Consider the following 26,017-nt stretch of genomic DNA (forward strand, 5'->3'; position numbering starts at 1 on the left):
CCTGGGGCGGCTGCGGATCTGCCGGGGAAGGGCTCACGGAGAATCGACTCCCGAAGGGTTGAGGGTCAGGGCGGGGTCCGCGGGCCGTCGGGCCAGGACCTCGGGGTGGAACTGGGACATGACGAAGACGCCGCTGATCGAGGCTGCGGCGCACACCATCAGCAGCACCGCGGGACCGGGACCGAAGTCGGGCCCGGCCTCGCCGAGCATCGACAGGCCGATCAGCACGCCCACCATGGGGTCGACGACCGTCAGTCCGGCCATCACGAGCTCCGGCGGTCCACTGGCGTAGGCGGACTGCACGAGCCAGCCTCCCACAGCGGCGGCCACCAGCAGGCCTGCGACGTTCACCGGGTCGATGCTCTGCCACCACGGGCCGTCGCCGATGCGCAGCTGCGCGGTGATGATCTTCATCTCCAGAGCCACGAAGCCGTAGAGCGTGCCGGCCGAGACGAGCAGCATCAGCGCGCGCCCTCTGTGCCGCAGGAGGAGCAGGGCCAGCGCGACGACGAGCAGCACCACCGCCAGGATCACCGTCACGGCGGTGCCGGCGCGGTGAGTGATGCGAAGGGCCGGATCCGTGAAGCGGACGGCGCTGAGCACGAACAGCGCCGCTCCCCCGGCGCACAGACCGAGCGCGCGCCAGGTCGCGGCATTGATCGACAGGCCCGCGTGACGGCAGTGCAGCAGGGTGACCAGGGCCAGGCCCAGCACGCCCACGGGCTGGACGACGCTCACCGGAGCCAGGCTCAGCGCGGTCACGTTGAGGGCTGTTCCGAGGCCCAGGCAGATCAGGCCGGTCGCCCAGCGGGGGCAGCGCAGCAGGCCGAGCATGATCGGAAGCGTGAGCTTCCCATCAGCGGCGCCGGCCACGACCGCGATCGACTGCAGATGCGTCCCGAGGGCCATGAAGACCGCCGACAGCACGGCGAGTGCCAGGGCGCACCAGACCATGCGGGGACCTCCAGCCCTCTGCTTGCGGCTTCCGTGCGACGAGCCGTGAAGGCGCGTCGCAGCCCCGGACCGGTGGGTGCGGGGCGAACACTGCCCGCCAGTGTAGGGACGATGCACGCTGGCGCGTCGGATCCGCACCGTTCGCCCAGCCCCGCATGAGCAGACTCACAGTCGGCTCACCGCCGCGTGCGGATCGGCCGCCGCAGCCCGGGCGTCGACCTCGGGCGAGCCCCTCGAGGCATCCTCGCATGACGTGCCTGACTCAGTCCCGGACAGTCCGAAGGCCCGGCCCCCTTGCGGGAGCCGGGCCTTCGGACGGGGACCTGGCGCCTTGCGGCGGAAGGAGCCGGATCAGCGGCGGATGAGCCGGATCAGCAGGACCAGGAACGCAGTGCCGGCTGCGGCGGCGACGCCCATCGGCGCCGCACGGCCGCCGAGGGCCTCCTCCTTGGCCGCCTTCTTGAGGTCGACGCCCGAGGCGGAGCTGCGGGTGCGGTCCACGAAGCCCTTGGTGGTGGACTGGACCTTGTTCTTGCGGCCCTCGACGTCGTCGCGCAGCTCCTTGAGCCGGTCGCGACGGACCTTCAGGCGCTGACGCAGCTGAGCCTCGGTGGGCGCGGGCGGCGCGGTGGCGGCCTCGTCGGCCTTCTTGCGCTTCTCCTCGGCCTTGCGCTCCTTGGCCTCGGCCTCCTCGCGGCGCACACGGGCCTCGGTGTAGGCCGAGCCCTCCTTGACGACGCCGAGGTCGTACTTCAGGCCGCGGATGGTCTGGACCGGGGTGATCGGCATGGCCTTCTTGATCTGCAGGAAGCCGATCAGGCCCAGGATCGCGAGGACCACCAGGAAGAAGGCGGCCACGATCAGCGCCGAGAGCCACAGGGGCATGACGGTCGCCAGGCCGGCGATCGCGGCGGCGACCAGCGCGATGACGAGCAGAGCACCGAAGGCCAGCGCGGCGCCGAGCAGCGCGGCACCCTTGCCGAGGCTGACGCCCTTGTCCTTGAGCTCGAGCTTGAGAAGTGCCAGCTCATCCTGGAGCTGACGGGGAAGAAGCTTGCCGAAGACCTTCACGACATCCGCTATGGGTGCCGAACCCGTCTCGGCCGAACGGCCCTGATCAGAGCCCGCCGCGTGGGACATTCCCGCCTCCGTGGGGGTATCGATGGTTCATGGGCAGTGGCCACTCGGACACCGCAGTGCGCCAACAAAGTATCACCGCTGACAAGCCGATCCGGTGCGCCGCGCGCGAGACCCGCCCAAGCGGCAGATCCACAGTGACGAACGCCCCGCATTTTGGTACATGCAAAGTGATATACACTTGCGACCAGGCGATTCGCGTCCGCAGCCAGGGAAAATCACCCCAAATTAACGCTGCGGTCACCGAGCCGTCTTGCCCCTCCCCGGAGCCCACCCTAGAGTCATCCGCGTTACTCAACCGTGATCTTCAGTCGCCCGCGACGCTGAGCATCGGACGAGGTGACACGGAACCTGTCAGCACCACAGCGATCTGGCCCGCCGGCAGGTTCCCGACCGCTTCCCCACGGTCCTCGGACCAGGTCATAAGAGCCCCGGCTCGGATACCGATGCCCCCCCTTCAGGAAGTTGCAGCACCACATGAGATCTCCCCGCGCCCTCAGCGTCGCAGTCACCGGCGGCACCCTCGCAACCCTCGGCGCGGTTCCCGCGCAGGCCGCTCCCGAATCCGACTGGGACAAGCTCGCGCAGTGCGAGTCGAGCGGCAACTGGGCCATCGACTCGGGCAACGGCTTCTACGGCGGCCTGCAGTTCACCCAGTCGACCTGGTCCTCGTTCGGCGGCACGGGCCAGCCGCAGGACGCCAGCCGCGAGCAGCAGATCGCCGTGGCCGAGAACGTCCTGGCAGGGCAGGGCTGGGGCGCCTGGCCCGCCTGCTCCTCCCGTCTGGGCCTGAGCAGCGCAGCCGAGCCCGTCGCCAACCCGATGGCGGCCGGCCCCGCCTCGACCTCCTCGTCCTCGGCCGAGGCCGCGACCGACTCCGCAGCCGCCGGCACGGCGGTCTCCACGCAGTCCGTGGGCCCCCGCCCCACCGGTCCCATCGACTTCCGCGACGTCACCGACGCCTACTGGGCCTCCGCCGACATCGACTGGGCGTCCTCGACCAGAGTCATCGTCGGCCACCACGACGGCACCTACCGCCCCGACGCCGATGTCACCCGCGCCGACTTCCTGACCATGCTCTACCGGCTCGCCGGTCAGCCCGAGGCCGATCTCAGCGTCCTCGAGGGCTACGCCGACAGCTCCGACCACCACCAGAAGCGTGCACTGGCCTGGGCCGTCGAGGAGGGCCTGATCAACGGCTGGGGCGACGGCACCCTGCGTCCGGACGCCCCGGTGGACTCCACCGCCCTGGGCCTGATCCTGCACCGCACGGCCGGCGCACCGGCCCACACCGCCCCGGAGACCAGCCGCTTCCAGGACGTCTCCGCCTCGCAGGCCGGATACACCGAGCTGGACTGGCTGCACGAGGAGGACGTCCTGCCGGACACCGACGGCCGACTGGGCGTCGGGGACGGCATCACCCGCGCAGAGGCCGTCTCCGTGCTCAACGCGGCGGTCGCCGCCGGTGTCGTCGCCGACGACACGGAGCAGACTCCCTGGGGCTCCGCCGGTGCAGCTTCGGGCTCCGGCTACGAGACCTCGGCCCAGGCCCAGGCTCAGGCGGCCTCGAACGACGACACCATGGCCGTCGACGTGCAGTCGATCACCGACGGTGCCTCGAGCGCCGACGGCAAGGCCATCGTCGAGACCGCCATGCGCGGTCTGGGCGGCAACTACGTCTGGGGCGGCACCGCGTACAAGAACTGGGACTGCTCCGGCTTCACGCAATGGGTGTACGCCCAGAACGGGGTCTCCATCCCCCGCGTGACCTGGCAGCAGTTCGGCGCCGCGCAGAAGACCTCGACCCCGCAGGTCGGCGACCTGGTCTCCCAGAACAACGGCTCCCACGTGGGCATCTACCTGGGCGACGGTCTCATGATCTCGGCCCTGAACCCGGGCCAGGGCACCCTGGTCCACCCGGTGAACGCCATGAAGGTGGACGGCTTCTACACCTTCCTCTGACCCGCCTGCTCGAAGGGCCCGGCCTCTCGCTGAACTGGTGAGGGACCGGGCCCTTCGTCCTGTGCGGAGGACTCCCTCCGCACTTGCCCTCCGTCCAGACGGCTCGCGATCCGCCCGACGACTCCCCCGCCATGAGCGTCGGCGCACGCGCAGGGGCCCTCGGGGACGTATTCTGTGCAGGACACTCGCAGCACCCCCTAGACCCGCAGGAACGCCCACCGTGCCTCAGCCCCAAGACCACGCCGGTTCGACCGACGATCAGCCTCGCGTCCCCTGGGCGCGCCGCAGCGCCGCAGCGCTCGGCTGGGTGATCGGCTTCGCCGTCGCCATCGGACTGGTGGTCGCGGCCGTCATGATCCCCACGGCGTTCGTGGTCAGCACCGCCTCGGCTGACGACGGCGCCTCGGACGATGCGTCGGCCATGACCGAGGAGACCGAGCTGCCGGACGAGGCCATGCAGAAGGTCACGCTTGAGGCCGCCGCCAGCTCCGGCGGGTCGGTCGAGTGGGAGGTCGACGGCCAGGTCGAGACCGAGGAATTCAGCGACAGCTGGTCCAAGGAGATCGAGATCCCGTCGGGCAGCTGGCCCCGCCTGGTGGTCACGGGCGACACGAAGGACAGCGACCTGTCCCTCGAGTGCTCGATCAAGCTCGACGACGAGGTCGTGTTCGAGCGCAAGGGCACCGATTCCTCGAAGACCGCGTCCTGCAGCGTCTTCGTCTGATCACTCCCGGCATCAGTCCTGCGGGCGGCCCAGCCCCCGCTCCAGCGCCGCGGTGACCTCGCGGTCCACCGGCACCGGGCGGCCGTCGAGCTCGATCACCGGCACCGCGCGCCGCCCGCTCGACAGCAGCCACAGGGCATCGCAGTCCGAGAGCTCGGCAGCCGGAAGCGCACGAGACTCCAGCGGCATCCCCAGCTCCGACAGAACCGCGGCAGCGCGGGTCACCGTGGTGCCCTGCAGGATCCCGTGCTCCTGCGGCGGCGTGATCATCCGCCGCCCTCGACGCACCAGCACGGAGGCCGTGGTGGCCTCGAGCACGAAGCCGTCGGTGCTCACGAACACGGCATCATCCGCCCCGCGGCGCCGCGCCTCCCGAGCTGCCGCCGCGTGGATCGCATAGGACAGCGTCTTCACGCCGGTGAGCAGCCAGGGGGCCTCTCGTCCAGCATCCGAGCGCATGCCGCGATCGAGCAGGACCACTCGCACTCCGTCGCGGCGCTGGTCGGACAGATCCGCAGCAGGGGCGGCAGTGACCCAGGCCGTGGGCTCGGAGGCGCCCTCCGGGCCGCGGGTCACCACGATCCGCACGGTCGTCTCCCCCGCTCCGGCCGTTTCGAGGGCGCGGCGTACGCCTGCCTCCACGACGGCGCCCGAGATCTCCGGCAGCTCCAGGCGGTCGGCAGAGCGGGCCAGTCGCTGCAGATGCGCCGGCAGATCCACGGGGTCTGCGTCGTAGGCCGTGAGGGATTCGAACACGCCGTCGCCGCGGGAGACGCCGCGGTCCTCGACCCGCAGGGCCGGTGCCTCAGCGGGCAGCGGATGGAGGCACTCGCTCACGGGACGCCCTGCCGCCGCGCGGGCGCTCACGGGGTGCAGGACGACCAGCGCCTCGATCGGGCTCATGCTCCGCCTCTCGACTGCGGGACTGACGGGGTGATCCGCCCCACGCTACCGCGCGGCGTCCGAGTCAGGTCGCATACTGGGGAGCCGACGGCGATGTCCGGTCCACGGGCCCGAACACCCTGCCGAGCCATCAGATCTCACCGACCGCCTTCTGCGAAGGAGCGCCATGTCCCCGCTGTCCGCCTTCCGCCGCCGCATCCCGGCGCCCGACGGGATGTCCTGGCCGCACGTCGTGATCATCGGCGGCGGGTTCGCCGGGGCCAATGCCGCGCTCGAGCTGCGGGATGCGCGCGTTCGCGTGACCCTGATCGATCGCAACATCTACAAGACCTTCCAGCCCCTGCTGTACCAGGTGGCCACCGGCGGCCTGAACCCCGGCGACGTCACCATGGTGCTGCGCGGGCTGTCACGGAAGGCCCCCAACCTCCGCGTGCGCCAGGGCGACGTGGTGGGCGTGGATCCGCAGCGCCGCATCGTGTCCGTCGAGGACGGCGGTGCGCAGACGCAGCAGATCTCCTTCGACCACCTGATCATTGCCAACGGCATCTCAGCCAACTACTTCGGCACCACGGGGGCACGACGCCACGCCATGCCCATGTACACCCGCCAGGACGCCACGGCCATCCGCGATCGGATCTTCGCAGAGCTCGAGCGCTCGACCCGCTCCGATCCCGATGACTTCCTGCACGTCTCGATCGTCGGCGGCGGAGCCACGGGCGTGGAGGTCGCCGGTGCTCTGGCCGACTTCCGCCGCGACGAGCTGATGACCATGTACCCGGAGCTCGACGAGCGCGTCCTGCAGATCCGGATCCTGCAGCGCGGCAAGGACATCCTCAAGCAGTTCGAGGACCAGAAGCTGCGCGACTACGCGGCCGACGAGCTGCGCGAGCGCGGCGTGGAGCTCAGCACCGGCCAGGGGGTCAAGGCCGTCGGCTACGACTTCGTGGTGCTGGCCGATGACACCGTGCTGGAATCGGACATCACGATCTGGGCCGCCGGCACCGGTCCGGAGAAGCGGGTCTCCGAATGGGGCCTGCCCGTCACGGGCCGCGGTGCGCTCGCCGTCGAGGAGACCCTGCAGGTCAAGGGCCATCCGGGCATCTACGCCGCAGGAGACATCGCTTCGCTCGACGAGCCCCTGGCCCAGCTCGCACAGCCGGCCATCCAGACCGGCGTCCATGCTGCGCGCATGGTCCGCGCCGAGATCGAGGGCCAGCCGCTGCGGCCGTTCCACTACACCAACCTGGGCGAGGCGGCCACGATCGGGCGACGCGCTGCGATCGTGGTCGCCCCCGGCGAGGTCGCGATCACCGGCACCGCCGGATGGTTCGCCTGGCTGGGGATCCACGTCATGAAGCTCATGGGCGGACGCAATCGCCGCGCCGTGACCATGAACCTGATCTCCCTCTACGCCGCACGCAGCCGGCACCAGCCGAATCCGGTCACCGGCAACGTCGATTCCATGCGCGCCGCCAGGGAGTTCACCGAGCACTCGAACAGGCGGAGGTTCGGGCCGGGACACCTGGGCTGAGCCCCGGCCGGCGGGCCCGTCCGCTCGGACGCTCAGGGCCCGCCGAGGGCATCGGCGGGCTCGATCCCATGCCGCGAGCGCAACCGCTCGAGCAGACCGCGGCGCACGATCGGCCATTCCGCGGCGGTGATCGAGAAGACGACGGTGTCGCGCAGCGAGCCGTCGTCCATGAGCTGATGGCTGCGCAGCACGCCGTCCTGCTTGGCCCCCAGTGCGGCGATCGCGGCCCGGGACTGCCGGTTGTGCCAGTGCGTGCGGAACTCGACGGCGATGCAGTCCAGGTCCTCGAAGGCCCGGGCCAGCATCAGCAGCTTGATCTGAGGGTTGACCCCTGTCCCCTGCACGCTGGGGGCCAGCCAGGTGGAGCCGATCTCCAGTCGCCGATGCTCGGGCTCGATGTGCATGAACGTGGTCATCCCGACCGCGCGGCCGTCGGCATCGAGCACGGCCCACGGGACCATGGAGCCGTCGGCGTGCTGGCGGTGGCGCAGCGCGATCTCCTCGGCCACGTCCGCTGGATCGGCAGCAGGGATGCGGGTGTACCACAGCGACTGCATGCCGTGCTGTCCGGCGGCATCCGCCAGGTCCTCGGCGTGCTCGTCGCCCAGCGGGACGAGCGAGGCCAGCGCACCGCGCAGGACGGGGATGCTCAGGAAGGCGCTCATAGGCGTCAGCTTAGGACCGGGCCTCGACTGCGCCGCGGACCCAGAGTCCTCAACGAGGCAGGTGCTTGGCCCGGGGGGGGACTCGGCGCGGTGGCGGACCACCGGCTCGCCGGTCAGCGGGGAGATCCGCACCGGCTTGAATCCCGGCAGCAGCAGTCCTGCCAGCGTGGCAGCGGCCAGCGCGATGGCACCGGCCGCGATCGCGGGAACGGCGCCGTCGATGAAGCCGTCCGGATTCAGCTCGCCGCCCGCGGTCGTGAACACGGCCGACAGCGCCGCGATGCCCAGGGCCACGCCGATCTCACGGGCCGTCGAGTTCGTCCCGGAGGCCACGGCCTGGTCCTCCGAGGCGATCCCCTCCAGCACGGCGGAGGCGATCGGGGCGGACACCAGCCCCATGCCGATGCCGGCCAGTGCGAACGGAGACACCAGACGGAGGTAGTCGACATCCGCTTCCAGCACCAGCGCGATCCACACCAGGCTCGCCGTCATGCACGCCAGCCCGGCGACGATCGCCGGACGCAGTCCGATCTTGGGCGTGATCAGCCCCCCGGTCAGCGGCGCGACGACCAGCGGCGCCATGGTCCACGGCATGGTCCGCCCGCCGGCCTTCAGTGCCGAGGCGCCCTGAGCCACCTGCAGGAACTGGATGCGGATGAACACCGCCCCGAAGATGCCCAGCGAGAACAGCACGCCCGCGATGTTGGCCACGGCGAAGCTGCGATTGCGGAACAGACGCAGCGGCATCATGGGCTCCGGGGCGCGAGCCTCCCAGGCGATGAACGCGATCAGCAGCGCGCCGCCGCCGATCAGCGAGGCCAGGACCTCGCCGCTGGACCAGCCGGCCTCCTCGCCGCGCACGATGCCGAAGACGACCAGGAAGACACCGGCGATCGCCAGCCCCAGCAGGTCCAGGCGCTGCGGCCGTCCGTAGGACTCCGGAAGTGCAGCCAGGATCGGAGGAAGGCACAGCACTCCGCTGGGGATGTTCAGCCAGAAGATCGCCTGCCAGCTCAGACCCTCGACCACCGCGCCGCCGATCAGCGGACCGAGGGCGATGCACAGGCCGGAGACTCCGCCCCACACGCCGCTAACCAGGGGGGGCGCATCTGCTCCGGGACCGATGTGGACAGCAGGGTCAGCGACAGCGGCATGATCGCCGCTCCCCCGGCACCCTGGATCGCTCGGGCCAGGATGAGCATCCAGACCTCGCTGCTGAGCCCGCGGGCGATCGAGGCCAGGGTGAAGATGATCAGGTCGCCCAGGAAGACCCGACGGCGGCCCAGCGCCGGGAGCAGATGCTCGAGGCCGCCAGCCGGGTCTTCGGCGAGCGCGGCTACACCGGCGCCACGACAGATGCCGTGGCCCTGGCCGCGGGAGTGAGCCAGGCCTATGTGGTACGGACCTTCGGCTCCAAGAAAGCGCTGTTCGCCGAGGTCGCCCAGCGTGCGCACGAGCGCACGGAGGAGGCCTTCCGCAGCGCCGCGGCCCAGGAGGCCGAGGCCCAGGCTCCGCTCGATGACCGGCTCGGACTCGCCTACGTGCGCCTGATGCACCAGCCCGGCGTGCTGCGCACCGTCAGCCATCTCTTCAGCATGGGCCACGACCCGCATTTCGGGCCCATGGCCCGCGACGGCTTCCTGAGCATCTACCGCCTGCTGCGCTTCGAGATCAGACTGTCGCAGCAGCGCACCCGGGCGTTCCTGGCCCACGGCATGCTGATCAACACCATCCTCAGCCTGCGCCTGCCCGACCTGGCCGGGACCGACAACGACGCGACCGCGCTGCTCAGCGGCATCTTCCGGGAGACCTTCGACGACGTCGTGGCCGCCGCCGCCGAGCACGATCCCCTGCCGGAGGGGCACCGCTCCGCGGAGCCCGGGGCCTGAGCTCTGCGGTGCTCTGCAGGCCGCCGGCGAGCGGCGCGCAGAGCCCCCGTCGGGTCAGGGCAGCGCCAGGCGGCAGACCCGCTTCCACACGGAGGCGACCTGCTTGGGCAGCGGGCCGGTCGTGTAGGGCAGCCCGTAGCGCCGGCAGATCTCCTGGACCCGCACCGCGACCTCCGGGTACCGGTTCGACGGCAGGTCGGGGAAGAGGTGGTGCTCGATCTGGAACGAGAGGTGTCCCGTCATGATGTGCAGCAGGCGGGAGCCGGAGATGTTGGCGGAGCCGATCACCTGACGCACGTACCAGTCGCCCCGGGTCTCCCCCTCGATCTGCTCCTCGGTGAACGTCTCGGCGCCCGCCGGGAAGTGACCGCAGAAGATCACGGCGTGCGCCCAGACGTTGCGCACCGCGTTCGCCGCGAGGGCCGCGGTCAGCGCCTGACGGCCCGAGCCCGTGAGAGCGGCGACGGCCGGGGTGGCCGCATAGTCGCGCGCCGCCTGGCGGACGAACTTGCGGCCGAGGGCCTTGAGGCCCAGGACCAGGTCCTCGCGGGACTTGAGACCCCGTCGGTAGTCCTCGAGCTCGAGGTCGTAGATCGCGATGCCCCACTCGAAGAACGGGGCCAGCACCGCGTTGTACAGCGGGTTGCCCAGGCTGCGAGGGGTCCACGACTGATCCTCGTCCATGCGCAGCAGGTTGTAGCCGATGTCCTGGTCCTTGCCCAGCACGTTGGTCCACACGTGGTGCAGGTCGTTGTGGGTGTGCTGCCAGGCGCGGGCCGGGGTCACGAAGTCCCACTCCCAGGTCCGCGAGTGGATGTCCGGATCGCGCATCCAGTCCCACTGCCCGTGCAGGACGTTGTGGCCGATCTCCATGTTCTCCAGGATCTTGGCCACCGAGAGCATGGCCGTCCCGGCGATCCAGGCAGGACGGTGCCTGGCCAGCAGCAGGGCGGCTCGCCCGGCCAGCTCCAGGCTGCGCTGCACGGCGATCACCCGACGGATGTAGGCGGCGTCCCTGCTGCCGCGGGCATCGATGATCTCGGCGCGCAGGGCATCGAGCTCACGGCCCAGCTCGTCGATCTGCTCGCTGCTCAGGTGGGCGGAGGTGCGGGGTCGGGGCGCCGGCTCGCAATGAGCCGGAGCCTCGGACTCTGTCTCCAGCGGCTGGTCGAGGCGCTGCGGGGCGATGGTCATCGAGGATCCTCCAGGTGCGGTGATGGGAGCTGAGGGGGTGGTCGCGAGCATTCAGGCGCGCAGGCTGACGGGTCCCGCCGCGGCGGAGACGCAGGTCTGGATCAGATCGCCGGGATCGCCGTGGATCTGACCGGTCCGGGTGTCGCGCACGCGCCCGGAGCCCAGCGGGGTGAGACAGGAGTGGCAGATCCCCATGCGGCAGCCGCTGGGCAGTGCGATGCCGGCGGCTTCGCCCGCCTCCAGCAGGGTCTGGGTGCCGTCGGCGACGGTCTCGACGGTCGAGGCCTCGAAGACCACCGGTCCCCCGTCCCCGGGCGGGCCCGGTGCGACGGGGGCGGCGAAGCGCTCGACCTGGAGGTGACCGCCGCAGCGGGCCCAGAGACTCTCGGCGTCATCGAGGAAGCTCCCCGGTCCGCAGGCGTAGGCGGCGCGATCGCGCCAGTCGGGGCAGGCCGCCGCGAGATCGTCGGGGGTCGCCAGATCCAGGCGGCGGCCGCGGTCCTCGCGCAGCCATTCGACGACCCGCAGGGACGGGAACTGATCCGCGAGCTCGGCCAGCTCCTCGCGGAACAGGCTGCGCGGCGCGCTGGGGGCGCAGTGCACCAGGACCACATCGGCATCGACGCGCCGCGGCACGAGCGTGCGGATCATGGACATCACGGGCGTCAGGCCGCTGCCGGCGGTGAGCATCAGCAGGGGCCGAGGCGCCGAGGGCAGGACGAAGTCGCCCTCGGGCCGGTCCAGGAACAGGATGCTGCCGGGGCGGGTCCGGCGCACGAGGGCCTCGGAGACCAGACCGTAGGCCGTCACCGTGATGGCCGGGTCCTCGTCGCCGGCCGAGCTCAGCGAATAGGAGCGCCAGTGGCGCACGCCGTCGATCTCCACGCCTATGCGCACCCACTGGCCCGGCTGGTGCGCCTGCCACCCTCGACCGGGGCGGAAGCGGATCGTCGCGGCGTCGGGCCCCTCCGGCACGACGGCGGTCACGGCCCCCCGCAGCTGACGCGAGCTGGCCAGGGGATCCACCAGGCGCAGGAAGTCCTGGGGCGAGCGGGGAGTGGTGAATACGGAGGCGGCGCGGGAGAGCAGGGTCGGACGGTGCATGAGACCAGTCTGTTCCGGCCGTGGCCTTCCGCTCTCGTCATCAGGGATACTGTTCGGACACCGTGAACTGTTGTGCGGCGATGAATTCGACGAGCTCGACGACGAGGAGCCCCCATGGGGAAGTGGCAGACCCGGCAGCAGCCCTGGGCCATGCTCCCGGAGGGGCTCTCGGCAGTGCTCCTGCCGCACCTCGAGACCGTGGCCGACGATCTCCTGGAAGCCGCCCAGCACGACGTCCCCGACTACGCCGCGGTGCTGCGAGGCGCCTCCCGAGAGCCGACCCGCCAGCGCGTGCTGGTCTCCCTCGCCCGCTTCCTAGAGGTGCTCGGCACCAACCACGAGGCCCTGACGGAGGAGCAGCACCGGCTCCATCTGGGGCTGGGTCACCGGGAGTTCCAGCAGGGCCGGCCCCTGAACGCGCTGTTCGCGGCGTACCGCTCCGGGGCCCGCACCACCCTGCACTCGCTGTCCCAGCACACCATGGCCGCGGGCTACGGCGCTGCCGTGCTGGTGGGGCTGGCCGAGTCGGTCTTCGCCTACATCGAAGAGCTCTCCGCCGCCGGTGCGGAGGGCTACGCCATGGAGCGCTCCGAGCGCGCCGGGGAGCGGGACCGGCTGCGAGAGGCGGCGGCCACCCTGCTCATCCGCGGCGACGCCGACGAGGCCGCCGTGCGCGCTGCCGCGCTTGCGGCCGGCTGGAGACTGCCGGAGCGGATCGTCGTCGCCGTCCTGGACACCGACCACCACGCCCGCCTGCGCACCCGGCTCGATGACCGCAGCCTTCTGCTGACGCGCGCGAGCGGAGCGGTGCTGATCGCCCCCGAGCCGCTCGGCGCCGCGCAGCGGGCTGGGCTGGAGACCGCGCTGGCCGGGCACGACGCCATGATCGGGCCCGGGAGGCCGTGGAGCGCGGCCGGCGAGTCCCTGGCCCTCGCCGAGACCGCCCGCGGGCTGCTGGCCGCGGATGCGCCCCAGGACCGCTCCGCCCGCTGGGTCACCGACCACCTCCCCCAGCTGATCCTCACGAGCAACCGGGTGCTCGTGGACGAGCTCGCCCAGCAGCGGCTGGGGCCCCTGCGCCACCTCAAGGACGGCCCGCAGGGCCGACTGCGCGCCACGCTGCTGTCCTGGCTGCGCCACCAGGGGCACCGCTCCCCCATGGCCGCGGAGCTGGGCGTCCACGGCCAGACCGTGGGCTATCGGCTGCATCAGCTGCGCGCGCTGTTCGGCGATCAGCTCGATGATCCGCAGTCGCGCTTCGAGCTGGAGCTCGCCCTGCGCGCCCGGGAGCACGACGCCACAGCCTGAGCGGCTCGGTCGTCGGCTCGGGACCGCGATGGCCCGTCGGGTCAGCCCTGGTGGGCCACCAGGGCCCAGATCCGCTCGCCGATCAGTCACAGCCCCATGACCACCATGGCGATGCCGGTGACGCGGCTGATGATCCCGGCGGCCGTCGGCTGACCGGTGAGCAGCCGGCGGGAGGCCAGGCCCAGGACGAGGTTGAAGACCGCGACCATCGCGGCCCACGTCAGGCCCAGCACCGCCAGCTGGACCCACAGCGGGAGGGCGGCCGACGGGGAGACGAACAGCGGCAGGAACGCCACGAAGAACACGAGCGACTTGGCGTTCAGCGCGCTCACCGTGGCGCCCTGACGGATGATCGATCGCCCGTTCGGCGCGGCCAGCGCCGCCCCTGTTGCACCGAGGAGGCCAGCGAGCCCACATCGGGGCGCGGGGCCCGCAGGACTCCGATGCTCAGCACGATCAGATAGACCGCCCCCACGAGAGTCACCGCGGTCAGCGCGAGAGGCACCGCGGCGATCAGCGGTCCGATCCCCGCGGCCACCACGAAGGCCACCACGACGTAGCCGATGCTGAGCCCGAGGACCGGAGCGGCCGCTACTCATCACACCGTCCGTCAGCAGACCCTGCCCCTCCCCGCTGCCGATCATTCAGTTCCAGATATTGGACCCCGGCGTGTGATCTACGTAACGTTCAAGATGTCCCGATGCCTGCCGCGTCGTCAGGACCGCAGATCGATCCGATCCGTCCGACGACCGCAGCATCACCCGGCGAGGAAGACAGAGGTGCACTGTGCAGTACCACCACCACGGATACGTCGCCCATGATCCGCTTGTGAAGGAGCCGGCCGGCACAGGAGTCGATCGGCCGACGGACCTGCCGGACACCATGGACGTGCTCATCGTGGGCGCGGGACCGGCCGGGATCATCCAGGCCGCCCAGCTCTCGCGCTACCCCGGCATCAGCACGCGGATCATCGACTCCCGCCCGGGCCGCCTGGAGGTAGGCCGCGCCGACGGACTCTGGGCCCGAAGCAGCGAGACCTTCCAGGCCTACGGCTTCTTCGATCGCATCAACGCCGAGGCGCACCGGCTGGTCGATGTGCACTTCTGGGGGCCCGATCCCGAGGATCCCAGCCGGATCATGCGCGGCGTGCGAGCCGAGGACCCGCCCTCGGGCGTGAGCGAGTTCCCGTTCCTGATCGTCAACCAGGCACGGGTCATCGACTACTTCGCCGAGTACGCCGAGCGCGGCCCGGCCAGGATCACGCCCGACTACGGCTATGAGTTCCTGGAGCTGGAGGTGGACGAGTCCCAGGAGCATCCGATCAAGGTGCTGCTGCGCGATCCCCAGGGCCGCGAGCGCACGGTGCGCGCCAAGTACGTCATCGGCAACGACGGAGCCCGCAGCCGGGTGCGCGACTGCACGGACATCGAGGTCGAGAAGGACCCGTCCGCTCATGCCTGGGCGGTGATGGACGTGCTGGCCGAGACCGACTTCCCGGACATCCGCCAGAAGTGCGGGATCCTCTCGGACAAGCACGGCTCGATCCTGCTGATCCCCCGTGAGGGCGGTTTCCTGTTCCGGTTCTACGTGTCCCTGGGCGATATCGACGACAGCAACCGCGAGCAGCTGCGCGCCACGACCGTCGAGGAGGCCGCCGAGCGCGCCAATCAGATCCTGCACCCGTACTCGATCGACGTGAAGGAGGTGACCTGGTTCAGCGTCTATGAGGTGCGCCACACGGTGGCCAAGAAGTTCGACGACGTCCCCGTGGATCGGGTCGGCAGCCAGGACCCGCGCGTCTTCATCGCCGGCGACGCCTGCCACACCCACAGCGCCAAGGCCGGCCAGGGCATGAACGTCTCCATGCAGGACGGCTGGAACCTGGCCTGGAAGCTGGGGCAGGTGCTCGAGGGCCGCAGCGATCCCTCGCTGCTGGCCACGTACTCGGCCGAGCGGCAGCAGATCGCCGAGAACCTCATCGCGTTCGACAAGGAATGGTCGTCCATGATGTCCAAGCGCCCGGAGGAGCTCGACGACCCCCAGGACGTCGGGCGCTTCTACGCCGAGAACGCCGAGTTCCCCAACGGCTTCGCCACGCAGTACCCGGCGTCGTCGATCATCGGCCAGGATACCCACCAGCATCTGGCCGCCGGCTTCCCGATCGGCAAGCGCTTCCACTCCGCGCCCGTGCGCCGAGTGGCCGATACGTCCCCACGAGAGCTGGGGCACCTGTTCGAGGCCGACGGCCGGTGGCGCCTGTACGCGTTCGCGGACCAGGACGGCTCCGCCGTCCGGGAGCTGGCCGAATGGCTGGAGGGCTCCGAGGACTCGCCCGTGCGCCGCTTCACGCCGGCCAGCGCCGATCTCAACAGCGTGTTCGACGCCAAGGTGATCTACCAGCAGCCGTACACGGAGATCGAGCTGGCCGATGTCCCGTCGCTGTTCCTGCCGAAGGTGGGGCCGTACGGGCTCACCGATCGCGAGGAGGTCTTCGCCGCCGATCAGGACGCCGACATCTTCGACCTGCGCCAGGTGGACCGCTCAGGCGCACTGGTGATCCAGCGTCCGGACATGTACGTGGCCCATGTCCTGCCGCTGAGTGCGAGGGACGAGATCGCCGAGTTCTTCGCGCAGAACATGGTGGCCCCGAGCGCCTGACCCCTCACCGAACAGGGCTGCGCCCCGGCCGTCGCCTGGCGACCGGGGCGCAGCTCGTCCGCGACATGCTCGGGACGCTGTCGCCGATGGATCACTCCACCGGCTCGAGCTCGCTCTCCACGACCCACTTGTGGTTCGTCATCTCCATGCCGTCCATCGTCATGTCGACCATGTAGACGGTCTCGTCGGTGGAGCTGTCGATGGTCGCCTCCGCACCCTTCATGCCCTCCATGTGATCTGCCTGGAGCACGACCTCGGTGCCGTCGGCCAGCGGTGCCTCGCCCGGGTCCTGCAGCTCCTCGTGCACGACCCACTTATGGTCCTCCACGGGCTCGCCGCCATCGGTCGGGGTGTAGGACACGGAATAGGTGGTTGTGTCGAAGGCCCCGGAGACGGTGGCCTCCGCGCCCTCCATGCCGGGCATGTGATCGGCAGTGACCCGGACCGTGTCCCCCACGGCGAAGGTCGGGTCCGACGCCTCCTGGATGCCCTCGGGCGCAGGCCCGCCGTCAGGATTGTGGGCATGCCCGCCCTCCTCGGAGTGGCCCTCGTGCGCGTTCTCGGAGGCGGCGCCCGAGGACTCCGAGGTCGACGACGCAGCGGCCGAGTGGCCCTCGTGGCCGCCTCCGGCGCTCTGATCCTGTTCACCGGTGCCGCACGCGCTCAACAGCAGCAGCCCTGCCGCTGCTGCAGCGGCCGCGCCGGTGGTCCTGAAGGTCCTGTTCATGTGATCGATCTCCTCTGATTCTTCAGTTGCCGTGCTGGATAGCGGGCCTTGCGGCCCTGTGGGGAGGGCGTCAGCCCTGGCGTGAGGCCCACTGCACGGACGCCTCCGGCGAGAGGTCCAGTCCGCGCAGGGTCTGGGCGTTGAGCGCGACCACCACGGTCGAGGCGCCCATCAGCAGCGCGCCCACGGCCATCGGCATCACGAAGCCGATCGGGGCGAGCACGCCGGCGGCCAGCGGCACCGAGATGAGGTTGTACCCGGCGGCCCACCAGAGGTTCTGCACCATCTTCCGGTAGGACGCCCTGGACAGCCGGACCACGGAGACCACCGAGCGCGGATCGTCCGAGGCCAGCACGATCCCGGCCGAGGCCATCGCCACGTCCGTGCCCGCGCCGATGGCCAGACCGACATCCGCCTGAGCCAGGGCGGGGGCGTCGTTCACACCATCGCCGACCATCGCGACCTTGCGGCCCTTCGACTGCAGATCGCTGACGCGCTCGTTCTTGTCCTCGGGGCGCACCCGCGCCTCGATCCGGTCGATCCCGAGCTCTCGACCCACGGCCTCGGCCACGTTCTGGGCGTCGCCGGTGAGCATGGCGGTCTCGATGCCCAGATCGTGCAGGGCCTGGATCGCCTCGCGGGCGGCCGGTCGCACCCCATCGGCCAGGGCGAGCGCACCGATCGTGCGGCCGTCGCGCAGCACGTGCAGCACGGTGCGGCCGTCGCGGTCCCACTGCTCGGAGGGCAGCGCCTGTGCGCCGGTCTGCTCGAGCAGTCCGGGACCGCCCACACGGATCTGCGCGCCGTCGACGACCGCGGACACGCCGATCGCCGTGGAGCTGTCGTGCCCCGAGGCCTGCGGGATATCCAGACCGCGATCCTGCGCAGCCTGGTCGATGGCACGGGCCAGCGGGTGCTGGCTGCGAGCCTCCGCCGCAGCCGCCAGGGCGATCAGCCGGTCCTCGTCGAGGCCCACGGGGAGATCATCGGCCAGCTCGACGCCCAGCAGGGCCGGCTCGCCGTGGGTCAGGGTGCCGGTCTTGTCGAAGACGACGGTGTCGATCCCGCGCATGGTCTCCAGCGCGCTGCGGTCGGTGACCAGCACGCCCTGACGGGCGGCCCGACCGGTCGAGATGGACACGACCAGCGGGATCGCCAGGCCCAGGGCGTGCGGGCAGGCGATGACCAGCACCGTGACCACGCGGGTCAGGGCCATGTCCGGGGTGCCGACGATCGTCCAGACCACCGCGGTGATCACCGCGGCCCCCAGGGCGAACCAGAACAGCAGTGCCGCGGCACGGTCGGCCAGGCGCTGCGCGCGGGTCGACGACGACTGCGCCTGCTCAACCAGACGGCGGATGCCGGCCAGAGCGGTGTCCTCGCCGATCTCGGTGACCTCGAGGGTCAGGGGACGATCGGTGGCCACGGTCCCGGCCACGACCCGCTCGCCCTCGCCACGGGACACCGGGGTGGACTCGCCGGTGACCATGGACTCGTCGACGTCGGCCTGGCCGTCGATGACGCGGCCGTCGGCCGGGATGCGTCCCCCCGGGCGGACGACCACACGGTCCCCCACGCTGAGCTCCGAGGGCGCGACCGTGCGCGTGGAGCCGTCGTCCTGGAGCAGCTCGGCCTCGTCGGGCAGCAGCGCCGCCAGCTCATCGAGAGCGCTCGAGGTGCGCGCCAGGGAGGCCATCTCGACCCAGTGGCCCAGCAGCATGATGACCACCAGCAGCGCCAGCTCCCACCAGAACTCGAGCTGCGGGTCCAGCAGGCCCAGGTGGCTTCCCCACGAGGCCAGGAAGGCCACGGTGATGCCCAGGGCGATCAGGGTCATCATGCCGGGGCTGCGCTGCTTGATCTCGTCGACCGCGCCCGTCAGGAACGGGCGGCCGGTCCAGACGTAGAGCACGGTGCCCAGGATCGCCGGGATCCAGGCGATGACAGGGCTGTCCGGCAGGTCGTAGCCCACCAGATGCGCGAAGGCCCCGCTGAGCAGGACCGTGGGGATCGCCAGGACCACCGAGATCCAGAACAGGCGGCGGAACATGGCCACATGGTCGTGATGACCGCCGTGACCTCCATGTCCCCCGTGGCCTTCATGGCCGCCATGGTCCTGGTGGTCATGCTCCTCGTGCGCGGCCGGATGACCGTGCTGCTGATGCTGTGAGTGCGTCGTTTCCACCATTCCTCCTACACATGACTATACCCCCATGGGGTATGAGATCCAATCGACCGGCGCACCCGCCCCCAGCGGCACCGGCTCCGCCGAGCCGCCCCGTCGGCCGCCTGTCGACGAGCAGGAGAACGAGGCCAACCTCGGCGGCCAGGCGCACTGGTCGTTCGGAGGCCTCTTCCTGGTCGACTCCCCCATGCAGCGCAGGCTGGGGGTCCGCGACTCCTTCGAGCTCGCCTGGCAGGACTGGCAGGGCTCGGCAGCCTGGGATCGCCTGGAGGGCGAGCACCTCGAGGACGAATGGGCCCGGCAGTGGGGCCGTGCCTACGTCGAGTTCGCGGCCGGCAACAAGCTCCCATGGCTGAAGGAGCTGCGTGTGAAATTCACCCCGCTCGTGGGCTGGGCCGAGCGAGGCGACCTCACCGCACGCGGCCACGGCAACTCCGTGCCGAGGTTCCGCGTACCTGGGGCACCGGCACTGGCATCTCCGACCCGTTCGTCGCCAAGGCTCGGGCGGCTGCCGAATCAGCTCTGGTGCGCTTCGCCTTCCGGCATCAGGTCGACGGCCTCCTGTTCGACGGCGACCAGGTCACCGGCGTGTTCGGGACCGTGCTGGAGCCGGATGCCGCCCGCCGCGGTGCGCCGTCCAGCCGCAATCCCGGCGGCAGCTTCGAGCTGCGTGCCCAGGCCGTCGTCATCGCCACCGGCGGCATCGGCGGCAATCACGAGCAGGTGCGCAAGTGGTGGCCCTCGGGCCTGGGCACGCCGCCGCAGAAGATGATCACCGGCGTCCCGGAGTACGTCGACGGACGCATGCTGGACATCGCGACCGATCAGGGCGTCCGGCTCGTGAACCGGGATCGGATGTGGCACTACACGGAGGGCCTGCAGAACTGGGATCCCGTCTGGCCCGATCACGCGATCCGGATCCTCCCCGGTCCATCGTCGGTCTGGCTTGATGCGCGCGGGCGCCAGCTGCTCGCCCCGGGCCTGCCCGGCTACGACACGCTGGGCACCCTGGAGCTCCTGCGCGCCACCCCGGACATCTCCGAGTACGACTACTCCTGGTTCATCCTGGATCAGTCGATCATCAAGAAGGAGTTCGCGCTGTCGGGCTCCGAGCAGAATCTCGACATCGCCAACAGGGACCTGAAGCTGCTGCTCAAGAGCCGTCTGGGCTCAGGCGTCCCGGGGCCCATGCAGGACTTCATGGACCACGGCGAGGACTTCGTGGTCGCGGACACGCTGCCGGAGCTCGTCGAGGGCATGAGCGCCCTCACCGGCGAAGACCTCCTGGAGCTCACCGAGGTCGAGGACATCCCCCGAGCACGGGATCACGAGATGACCAACCCGTATTCGAAGGACGCCCAGGCCATGGGCGTCCGTAACAGCCGGCGCTACCTGGGCGACAAGATCACCCGCATCGCCAAGCCGCACCGGATCCTCGACCCCGCCCACGGCCCCCTGATCGCCGTTCGCCGGTGGATCGTCACCCGCAAGACCCTCGGCGGGATCCAGACCGATCTCGCTGGCCGGGCCATGCGCGCCGATGGACAGCCCATCCCCGGGCTGTACGCGGCAGGCGAGGCGGCCGGCTTCGGCGGCGGCGGTGCCCACGGCTACAACGCACTGGAGGGCACCTTCCTGGGCGGGTGCCTCTTCACAGATAGGACGGTCGGCCGCTCACTGGCGAAGGCCCTCTGAGCCTCACTCCGCGATCATCCTCCGAGAGGCCCATTCCACACCTCGCTGGCATCCGCCGGCCGAATCGCCACCGCTTCAGGCTCGTGAACGGGACTGCCGCACGAATAGGTGACAGTTGGGGTGTCAGGCCGCGAGGCTCACGGCGGGGTTCATGATGGTCTCGTATTCGATGGGGGTCAATCGACCCAGACGGGCCTGTCGACGGCGGCGGTGATACTTGCGTTCGATCCAGGTAACGATCGCGATCCGGAGCTCGTCGCGGGTCCGCCACCGCTTGCGGTCCAGGACGTTCTTCTGGAGCAGTGCGAAGAACGATTCCATCGCCGCGTTATCACCGACAGCACCGACTTGGCCCATGGATCCGATGAGGTGATGCTGGTTCAGGGCGTGGACGAACTTCCGGGATCGAAACTGCGACCCGCGGTCTGAGTGAACAATGCAGCCAGCAACGTCGCCGCGCCGGGTTGCCGCGTTGTCCAGGGCTGGGGCCTGACCCTTGTTCGTGGACACGCTGATTCCAGCATTGGCTGGGGAAGCGAGATTATGAACCATGGCCAGAAAGAACTACTCCGAGGAGTTCCGCCGGCAGGCGGTCGACCTGTATGAGTCGACTCCGGGAGCGACGCTCCGCGGTATCGCGGAGGACCTCGGGATCGTCCGGGGAACGCTGCGGCAGTGGCTGGAGACTCACGGGACCGGGAAGAAAACGGCGGCTGACGGCACGCTGACAGACAGCCCGTTGCGGTCCGCGCCGACGGCTTCCACATCGGATCCTGATGAGCCGCTCGAGCAGCGCGTGGCACGGCTGGAGGCGGAGAACGCCCAGCTGAGAGCCGAGACGACGAAGCTCACCACAGAGCGGGAGATCCTCCAGAAGGCCGCGAAGTATTTCGCCGGGGAGACGCGCTGGTGAGTCGCTTCCAGTTCGTCGCCGAGAACTCCACCACCTACCCGGTGAAGCGACTGTGCGAGCTCGTCGAGATCGAGCGCTCCTCCTACTACGCCTGGCAGACAGGCATCCCAGCTCGGTCCGCGCGGGCCGCTTCCGATGGCGAGCTGCTCGAGCGGATCCGCATCATCCACGCGGAGGACGATGCCCAAGGCGTCCCGCGGATCACGGCCGAGCTCAACGACGGGGCCGCGCCCGAGGACCGCGTCAACCACAAGCGGGTCGCCCGCGTGATGCGGGAGGCCGGACTCAGCGGGTACGTCAAGAAGCGCAAGCACCGCACGACGGTGCCCGAACCGGCCGACCAGGTCGTTCCTGACCTGCTGAAACGGGATTTCACCGCCGAGGCGCCGAACCAGCGCTACGTCGGCGACATCACCTACCTGCCGCTGTCCGAGGCCAGTGGCGGCGGGAACCTATATCTGGCGACCGTGATCGACTGCTACAGCCGCCGTCTGGTGGGATGGGCCATCGCCGATCACATGCGCACCGACCTCGTCGCCGACGCGCTCAAGGCCGCCGCCGCGACCCGTGGATCTCTGGCAGGAGCGATCTTCCACAGCGACCACGGGTCGGTCTACACCTCCAAGGCCTACGCCGAGCTCTGCCAGCAACTCGGCGTCATCCAGTCGATGGGAGCCGTCGGCACCAGCGCCGACAACGCGATGGCAGAGTCATTCAACGCGACGCTGAAGCGCGAGGTTCTCCGGGACGCCGCGTGCTTCACCGACGAGCTGTCCTGCCGCCGCAAGATTTTCCGATGGCTGACCCGCTACAACACCAAGCGCCGCCATTCCTGGTGCCGCTACCTCTCCCCGAACGCCTACGAGCGCGCCTACACCGCTACGCTGGCGCTCGCAGCGTAAACAACCCCCGTGTCCACGAACCGGGGGTAGGCCCCGCGTTCACCGCCAAGCGGGCCTTCATCCGGTCACTCATGGAGTAGCCGACGATCCGGCCGGAGAAAGCGTCCTTGATCGCGCAGAGGTAGAGCTTTCCCTCGTCGGTCCAGTGCTCTGTGATGTCGGTCAGCCACAGTTCGTTGACGTCATCGGCGGAGAAGTCCCGCTTCACGAGATCGTCGTGGACCGGTGGCCCGGGACGCTTTCCGTTCTTGCCGCGATTCTTCCCGAACACGGACCACCACTGGTTGTCCCGGCAGATGCTCCATGCCGTCCGCTCGCACATCACTTCGCCGGCCTCGGCGGCTTCGCCGACCAGGAACCGGTACCCGTACTCGGGGTCGTCGACGTGGGCGTCCAGCAGCGCGTTGGTGCGATATGCCTCGATCAGCTCGGCCTGGGTGACCTGCTGGTGGCGCCAGCGGTAGTAGGGCTGGCGGGAGAGCTTCAGGACCCGCAGGGACACCGCGACGGGGATGCCGTCAGCGGCGAGCTCACTCACGAGCGGGTAGAACCTTTTCCCGGCAGGTTCGCCTAGGACAGGTAGGCCGCGGCGCGGCGGAGGACCTCGTTCTCCTGCTGGAGCAGCCGGATCTGTTTGCGCGCCTCACGCAGCTCGGTCGACTCCTCCCGTGTCCTGCCGGGGCGGTTGCCGTCGTCGATATCGGCTTGGCGGATCCATTTGTGCAGCGTCATCTCCTGGACTCCGAAGTCCTTCGCGATCTGCGCGATCGTGATGCCGTCCTCACGGGACCGGGCCACTCGCACGACGTCTTCGCGGAACTCCTGGGGGTAGGCAGCGGGCATGATGCACATCCTTCCAGGCCGCCCAACGGGCAAGCCAGATCAGATGTCACCTATCCGTGCGGCAGTCCCTCATGGACCTCGGCTCGTGCTGATACCGGATCTCGTGATGTGACACCTGGTAGCGTGAGCCACGCCACTACACTGTGGCTCCACCAATAAAGGAGCGACCCCTCCATGTCGACCCCGCGAACCGTCCCCCTCTCCGCCGCCACGCGGGAGGGCCACCTCGCCCGCCTCCGGGCCACCAGCCCGGAGGCCCCCCTCGACATCCTGATCGTGGGCGGCGGCTCCACCGGCGTGGGCGCCGCGTTCGACGCGGCCACCCGCGGCCTCGACGTGGGCATCGTCGAGGCCCGCGACTGGGCCTCCGGGACCTCGTCCCGCTCCTCCCGCCTCATGCACGGTGGCCTGCGCTACCTCGAGATGCTGGACGTCAAGCTGGTGTACGAGGCGCTGCGTGAGCGCGACTTGCTGCTCACCCAGACCGCGCCCCACCTGGTGCGCCCCCTGCGCTTCGTCTTCCCGTTCTTCCACAAGGTGATCGACCGCGGCTTCATCGGCGCCGGCGTCACCATGTACGACGCCATGCAGTCGCTCGGCCGCCGCCGCGCGGTGGGCGCGCACCGCCATCTCAGCCGCCGCTCCATGGCCGCGACCTTCCCCTCCCTCGACGATGAGAAGATCGTCGGCGCGGTGGAGTACGCCGACGCCCAGTTCGACGACGCCCGCCTGGCCATGATGCTCGTGCGCTCCGCCGTGGACCATGGCGCCGTGGCCGCCAACTACACCGCCGTCACCGACTACCTGCGCGGCGACGACGGCCGTGTGCATGGCGTGCGCGTCCGCGAGGAGACCTCCGGCGAGGAGTTCGACGTGCACGCGCGCGCCGTCATCCTGGCCGGGGGCGTGTGGACCCAGGAGCAGCAGGAGCTGGCCGAGGCCGACGGCGGCCTCGAGGTGCTCGCCTCCAAGGGCGCCCACATAACCGTCCCGCGCGACCGCATCCGCGCCGACGCCGCCACCGGCGTGATCACCAAGACGGAGAAGTCCGTGCTGTTCCTCATCCCGTGGGACGAGTACTGGGTGATCGGCACCACGGACACCCCGTGGGCAGAGGACGTGGCCCATCCGGCCACCACCGCGGACGACATCGACTACATCCTCGAGCACGCCAACGCGGTGCTGAAGGAGGACCTCACGCGTGAGGACGTGATCGCCACGTACGCCGGCCTGCGGCCGCTGCTTCAGCCGGCCGCCGGATCCGACGGCGCCTCCACCAAGATCTCCCGTGAGCACACGGTCACCGAGGTGGCCCCCGGCCTCACCGCCGTGGCCGGCGGCAAGTGGACCACGTACCGGGCCATGTCCGAGGACGTCGTGGACTTCGTGGTGCGCGAGACCCACCCGACCCGTCCCAGCCTCACCGAGCACATCCCCGTGCTCGGCGGCCTCGGCTACTCGGAGATCGAGGCGGAGGCGGACCGCATCGCCGTCGACTACGGCCTGGACGAGGCCCGCGTGGACCGGCTCCTGTTCCGCTACGGCACCGTGCTGCGCCACGTGCTCGACCTGATCGACGCGGACCGGTCCCTGAGCGTCCCACTCGCCAAGGCGCCGCGCTACCTGCGCGCCGAGATCGTCCACGCCGCCCGGACCGAGGGCGTCGTCCACCTGGACGACGTCATCGAGCGCCGCACGCGCCTGTCCACCGAGGTCCGCGACCGCGGCGTCGCGGCGGCCGAGGAGATCGCGTCCCTCGTGGCCCCCGAGCTGGGCTGGGATGCTGAGCGCATCGCCGGTGAGATCCGCGCGTACAAGAACCTCGTCGCCGCCCGCCTCCGCGGCGAGACCGCCCACGACGACGTCACCGCCGCCGGCGCGCTCGCAGCCGCCGACGCCGCCCCCATCCACTGAGAGGAACCCGTCCATGGGAACGATCTTCCTGCATGAGATCGCCGGCACGGCGATCCTCCTCCTGCTCGGAGTCGGCGTCGTCGCCAACGTCGTCCTGACAGGGACCAAGGGCAACGGCGGAGGCTGGCTGCTCATCAGCTTCGGCTGGGGGCTGGGCGTCTTCGCGGGCGTCTATGTCGCTGCCGCGACCGGTGCGCATCTGAACCCCGCCGTGACCGTCGGCCTGCTCGTCAGCGGTGCCGAGGAGTACGCCCCCGGCATCGCCGTGACCCTCGGCACCACGCTCGCGTACTTCGCGGCGGAGCTGATCGGCGCCTTCCTCGGCGCGGCCCTGGCCTGGCTGGCCTACCGCGACCACTACCGGGCGGAGACGGACCAGGGCGCGATCCTGGCCACCTTCGCCACAGGCCCCGAGATCCGCAACCCGCTGTGGAACATGGTCACCGAGGTGATCGCCACGTTCGTCCTGGTGTTCGTGGTCCTGCTGTTCGGCTCCACTCCCTCCGGGCTCGGCCCGCTCGCGGTGGCCCTGCTCGTCGTCGCGATCGGCGCGAGCCTGGGCGGCCCCACGGGGTACGCCATCAACCCGGCGCGCGACCTCGGCCCCCGCCTGTTCCACGCCGTCGTGCCGATCCGGCACAAGGGCAGCTCGGACTGGGGCTACGCCTGGGTGCCGATCGTCGGCCCGCTCGTCGGCGCCGTCCTGGCCGGCCTCGCCGCGCCTCTGCTTGTCTGAGGAGCTCGTCCGTCTGAGCGGTCTGCCCGTCCGACCCGGGCGGACACGTTCCCCTGCGGGAACGTGCCCGCCA

Annotated in this window: 21 protein-coding genes and 3 pseudogenes; 10 read left to right on the plus strand and 14 right to left on the minus strand. The window is 70.4% G+C overall.

Features of this window, described 5'->3' with window-relative positions:
* Positions 1 to 33 precede the first annotated feature (33 nt).
* Together JOE55_RS03190 and JOE55_RS03195 are read right to left on the minus strand one after the other, a co-directional pair.
* Positions 34 to 954: a DMT family transporter gene (locus tag JOE55_RS03190; RefSeq protein ID WP_204782006.1), complete on the minus strand. Its 921-nt coding sequence runs from the start codon at positions 952 to 954 to the stop codon at positions 34 to 36.
* Between the two features lie 351 nt (positions 955 to 1,305).
* Positions 1,306 to 2,094: a phage holin family protein gene (locus tag JOE55_RS03195; RefSeq protein WP_204782007.1), complete on the minus strand. Its 789-nt coding sequence runs from the start codon at positions 2,092 to 2,094 to the stop codon at positions 1,306 to 1,308.
* Between the two features lie 474 nt (positions 2,095 to 2,568).
* Between JOE55_RS03195 and JOE55_RS13405 the strand changes: the two genes are divergently transcribed.
* Both JOE55_RS13405 and JOE55_RS03220 read left to right on the plus strand, forming a co-directional pair.
* Positions 2,569 to 4,053 carry a transglycosylase family protein gene (locus JOE55_RS13405; protein ID WP_314301574.1) on the plus strand — a complete coding sequence of 495 codons (1,485 nt, stop codon included), beginning with the start codon at positions 2,569 to 2,571 and terminating at the stop codon, positions 4,051 to 4,053.
* 220 nt (positions 4,054 to 4,273) lie between these two features.
* Positions 4,274 to 4,777 (plus strand): hypothetical protein, encoded by a 504-nt coding sequence (locus JOE55_RS03220; protein WP_204782008.1) that lies wholly within the window; start codon positions 4,274 to 4,276, stop codon positions 4,775 to 4,777.
* A 12-nt stretch (positions 4,778 to 4,789) separates the two neighbouring features.
* Here JOE55_RS03220 and JOE55_RS03225 read toward each other — a convergent pair whose 3' ends face one another.
* Positions 4,790 to 5,680, minus strand: coding sequence for an aminotransferase class IV (locus tag JOE55_RS03225; RefSeq protein ID WP_024290130.1), 891 nt, complete (start codon positions 5,678 to 5,680; stop codon positions 4,790 to 4,792).
* A 166-nt stretch (positions 5,681 to 5,846) separates the two neighbouring features.
* Here JOE55_RS03225 and JOE55_RS03230 point away from each other — a divergent pair, with 166 nt between their 5' ends.
* Positions 5,847 to 7,211, plus strand: coding sequence for an NAD(P)/FAD-dependent oxidoreductase (locus tag JOE55_RS03230; RefSeq protein ID WP_204782009.1), 1,365 nt, complete (start codon positions 5,847 to 5,849; stop codon positions 7,209 to 7,211).
* 32 nt (positions 7,212 to 7,243) lie between these two features.
* Here JOE55_RS03230 and JOE55_RS13410 read toward each other — a convergent pair whose 3' ends face one another.
* Both JOE55_RS13410 and JOE55_RS13010 read right to left on the minus strand, forming a co-directional pair.
* Positions 7,244 to 8,962 carry a GNAT family N-acetyltransferase gene (locus JOE55_RS13410; protein ID WP_314301575.1) on the minus strand — a complete coding sequence of 573 codons (1,719 nt, stop codon included), beginning with the start codon at positions 8,960 to 8,962 and terminating at the stop codon, positions 7,244 to 7,246.
* Complete coding sequence (locus tag JOE55_RS13010) at positions 8,917 to 9,270, minus strand: MFS transporter (protein ID WP_314301577.1); 354 nt, start codon at positions 9,268 to 9,270, stop codon at positions 8,917 to 8,919. Before JOE55_RS13010 ends, JOE55_RS13410 begins: the two co-directional genes overlap by 46 nt.
* Here JOE55_RS13010 and JOE55_RS03245 point away from each other — a divergent pair.
* Positions 9,175 to 9,765 carry a TetR/AcrR family transcriptional regulator gene (locus tag JOE55_RS03245; protein WP_204782010.1) on the plus strand — a complete coding sequence of 197 codons (591 nt, stop codon included), beginning with the start codon at positions 9,175 to 9,177 and terminating at the stop codon, positions 9,763 to 9,765. The genes JOE55_RS13010 and JOE55_RS03245 overlap by 96 nt on opposite strands.
* A 54-nt stretch (positions 9,766 to 9,819) precedes the next feature.
* Here the strand turns inward: JOE55_RS03245 and JOE55_RS03250 are convergent, their stop codons facing one another.
* Both JOE55_RS03250 and JOE55_RS03255 read right to left on the minus strand, forming a co-directional pair.
* On the minus strand, positions 9,820 to 10,959 hold the full coding sequence (locus JOE55_RS03250) for a fatty acid desaturase family protein (RefSeq protein ID WP_239546410.1): 1,140 nt from the start codon (positions 10,957 to 10,959) through the stop codon (positions 9,820 to 9,822).
* Positions 10,960 to 11,010: 51 nt separating this feature from the next.
* Positions 11,011 to 12,063: a ferredoxin reductase gene (locus JOE55_RS03255; protein ID WP_204782012.1), complete on the minus strand. Its 1,053-nt coding sequence runs from the start codon at positions 12,061 to 12,063 to the stop codon at positions 11,011 to 11,013.
* A 114-nt stretch (positions 12,064 to 12,177) separates the two neighbouring features.
* Between JOE55_RS03255 and JOE55_RS03260 the strand changes: the two genes are divergently transcribed.
* The gene (locus tag JOE55_RS03260) at positions 12,178 to 13,371 is read left to right on the plus strand and encodes a PucR family transcriptional regulator (protein ID WP_204782013.1); all 1,194 of its coding nucleotides are present in this window, start codon (positions 12,178 to 12,180) and stop codon (positions 13,369 to 13,371) included.
* 86 nt (positions 13,372 to 13,457) lie between these two features.
* Here JOE55_RS03260 and JOE55_RS13540 read toward each other — a convergent pair whose 3' ends face one another.
* Both JOE55_RS13540 and JOE55_RS13545 read right to left on the minus strand, forming a co-directional pair.
* Positions 13,458 to 13,748: a LysE family transporter gene (locus JOE55_RS13540; RefSeq protein ID WP_390886459.1), complete on the minus strand. Its 291-nt coding sequence runs from the start codon at positions 13,746 to 13,748 to the stop codon at positions 13,458 to 13,460.
* Positions 13,700 to 13,939: pseudogene (locus JOE55_RS13545) on the minus strand (hypothetical protein); the annotation flags it as partial. The pseudogene JOE55_RS13545 and the gene JOE55_RS13540, both read right to left, overlap by 49 nt.
* 218 nt (positions 13,940 to 14,157) lie before the next feature.
* Between JOE55_RS13545 and JOE55_RS03270 the strand changes: the two are divergent.
* On the plus strand, positions 14,158 to 16,029 hold the full coding sequence (locus JOE55_RS03270; protein ID WP_204782015.1) for an FAD-dependent monooxygenase: 1,872 nt from the start codon (positions 14,158 to 14,160) through the stop codon (positions 16,027 to 16,029).
* A gap of 91 nt (positions 16,030 to 16,120) precedes the next feature.
* Here the strand turns inward: JOE55_RS03270 and JOE55_RS03275 are convergent, their stop codons facing one another.
* Positions 16,121 to 16,756 (minus strand): YdhK family protein, encoded by a 636-nt coding sequence (locus JOE55_RS03275; RefSeq protein ID WP_204782016.1) that lies wholly within the window; start codon positions 16,754 to 16,756, stop codon positions 16,121 to 16,123.
* A gap of 70 nt (positions 16,757 to 16,826) precedes the next feature.
* On the minus strand, positions 16,827 to 18,944 hold the full coding sequence (locus JOE55_RS03280; protein ID WP_239546412.1) for a heavy metal translocating P-type ATPase: 2,118 nt from the start codon (positions 18,942 to 18,944) through the stop codon (positions 16,827 to 16,829).
* Between the two features lie 25 nt (positions 18,945 to 18,969).
* On the opposite strand from JOE55_RS03280, the pseudogene JOE55_RS03285 reads away from it, so the two are divergent.
* Positions 18,970 to 20,636: pseudogene (locus tag JOE55_RS03285) on the plus strand (FAD-binding dehydrogenase).
* Positions 20,637 to 20,759: 123 nt separating this feature from the next.
* Here JOE55_RS03285 and JOE55_RS03290 read toward each other — a convergent pair.
* A pseudogene (locus tag JOE55_RS03290) lies at positions 20,760 to 21,119 on the minus strand (transposase); the annotation flags it as partial.
* 67 nt (positions 21,120 to 21,186) lie between these two features.
* Here JOE55_RS03290 and JOE55_RS03295 point away from each other — a divergent pair.
* A protein-coding gene (locus tag JOE55_RS03295; protein ID WP_390886458.1) for an IS3 family transposase occupies positions 21,187 to 22,451 on the plus strand; the annotation gives its coding sequence in 2 pieces (ribosomal slippage) (positions 21,187 to 21,529 and positions 21,529 to 22,451; 1,266 coding nt in all).
* Here the strand turns inward: JOE55_RS03295 and JOE55_RS03300 are convergent.
* Positions 22,429 to 22,989: a DDE-type integrase/transposase/recombinase gene (locus JOE55_RS03300; RefSeq protein WP_204782019.1), complete on the minus strand. Its 561-nt coding sequence runs from the start codon at positions 22,987 to 22,989 to the stop codon at positions 22,429 to 22,431. The two genes, JOE55_RS03295 and JOE55_RS03300, sit on opposite strands and share 23 nt — an antisense overlap.
* Positions 22,990 to 23,021: 32 nt before the next feature.
* The gene (locus tag JOE55_RS03305) at positions 23,022 to 23,294 is read right to left on the minus strand and encodes a transposase (protein WP_204782020.1); all 273 of its coding nucleotides are present in this window, start codon (positions 23,292 to 23,294) and stop codon (positions 23,022 to 23,024) included.
* Positions 23,295 to 23,468: 174 nt separating this feature from the next.
* Here JOE55_RS03305 and JOE55_RS03310 point away from each other — a divergent pair, with 174 nt between their 5' ends.
* Positions 23,469 to 25,208, plus strand: a complete 1,740-nt coding sequence (locus tag JOE55_RS03310) for a glycerol-3-phosphate dehydrogenase/oxidase (RefSeq protein ID WP_204782021.1) — start codon at positions 23,469 to 23,471, stop codon at positions 25,206 to 25,208.
* Positions 25,209 to 25,221: 13 nt separating this feature from the next.
* Positions 25,222 to 25,944: an MIP/aquaporin family protein gene (locus JOE55_RS03315; RefSeq protein ID WP_061711362.1), complete on the plus strand. Its 723-nt coding sequence runs from the start codon at positions 25,222 to 25,224 to the stop codon at positions 25,942 to 25,944.
* The last annotated feature ends 73 nt before the right edge of the window (positions 25,945 to 26,017 follow it).

Origin of the sequence: Kocuria palustris, from assembly GCF_016907795.1 — a bacterium.
Taxonomy (GTDB): Bacteria; Actinomycetota; Actinomycetes; order Actinomycetales; family Micrococcaceae; genus Kocuria; species Kocuria palustris.

Coding starts and splice junctions, on each gene's coding strand:
- JOE55_RS13405 (WP_314301574.1), top strand. CDS start 2,569: ATGAGATCTCCCCGCGCCCTCAGCGTCGCAGTCACCGGCGGCACCCTC.
- JOE55_RS03230 (WP_204782009.1), top strand. CDS start 5,847: ATGTCCCCGCTGTCCGCCTTCCGCCGCCGCATCCCGGCGCCCGACGGG.
- JOE55_RS03275 (WP_204782016.1), bottom strand. CDS start 16,756: ATGAACAGGACCTTCAGGACCACCGGCGCGGCCGCTGCAGCAGCGGCA.
- JOE55_RS03195 (WP_204782007.1), bottom strand. CDS start 2,094: ATGTCCCACGCGGCGGGCTCTGATCAGGGCCGTTCGGCCGAGACGGGT.
- JOE55_RS03250 (WP_239546410.1), bottom strand. CDS start 10,959: ATGACCATCGCCCCGCAGCGCCTCGACCAGCCGCTGGAGACAGAGTCC.
- JOE55_RS03190 (WP_204782006.1), bottom strand. CDS start 954: ATGGTCTGGTGCGCCCTGGCACTCGCCGTGCTGTCGGCGGTCTTCATG.
- JOE55_RS03245 (WP_204782010.1), top strand. CDS start 9,175: ATGCTCGAGGCCGCCAGCCGGGTCTTCGGCGAGCGCGGCTACACCGGC.
- JOE55_RS03315 (WP_061711362.1), top strand. CDS start 25,222: ATGGGAACGATCTTCCTGCATGAGATCGCCGGCACGGCGATCCTCCTC.
- JOE55_RS03225 (WP_024290130.1), bottom strand. CDS start 5,680: ATGAGCCCGATCGAGGCGCTGGTCGTCCTGCACCCCGTGAGCGCCCGC.
- JOE55_RS03255 (WP_204782012.1), bottom strand. CDS start 12,063: ATGCACCGTCCGACCCTGCTCTCCCGCGCCGCCTCCGTATTCACCACT.
- JOE55_RS03310 (WP_204782021.1), top strand. CDS start 23,469: ATGTCGACCCCGCGAACCGTCCCCCTCTCCGCCGCCACGCGGGAGGGC.
- JOE55_RS03305 (WP_204782020.1), bottom strand. CDS start 23,294: ATGCCCGCTGCCTACCCCCAGGAGTTCCGCGAAGACGTCGTGCGAGTG.
- JOE55_RS03260 (WP_204782013.1), top strand. CDS start 12,178: ATGGGGAAGTGGCAGACCCGGCAGCAGCCCTGGGCCATGCTCCCGGAG.
- JOE55_RS03280 (WP_239546412.1), bottom strand. CDS start 18,944: ATGGTGGAAACGACGCACTCACAGCATCAGCAGCACGGTCATCCGGCC.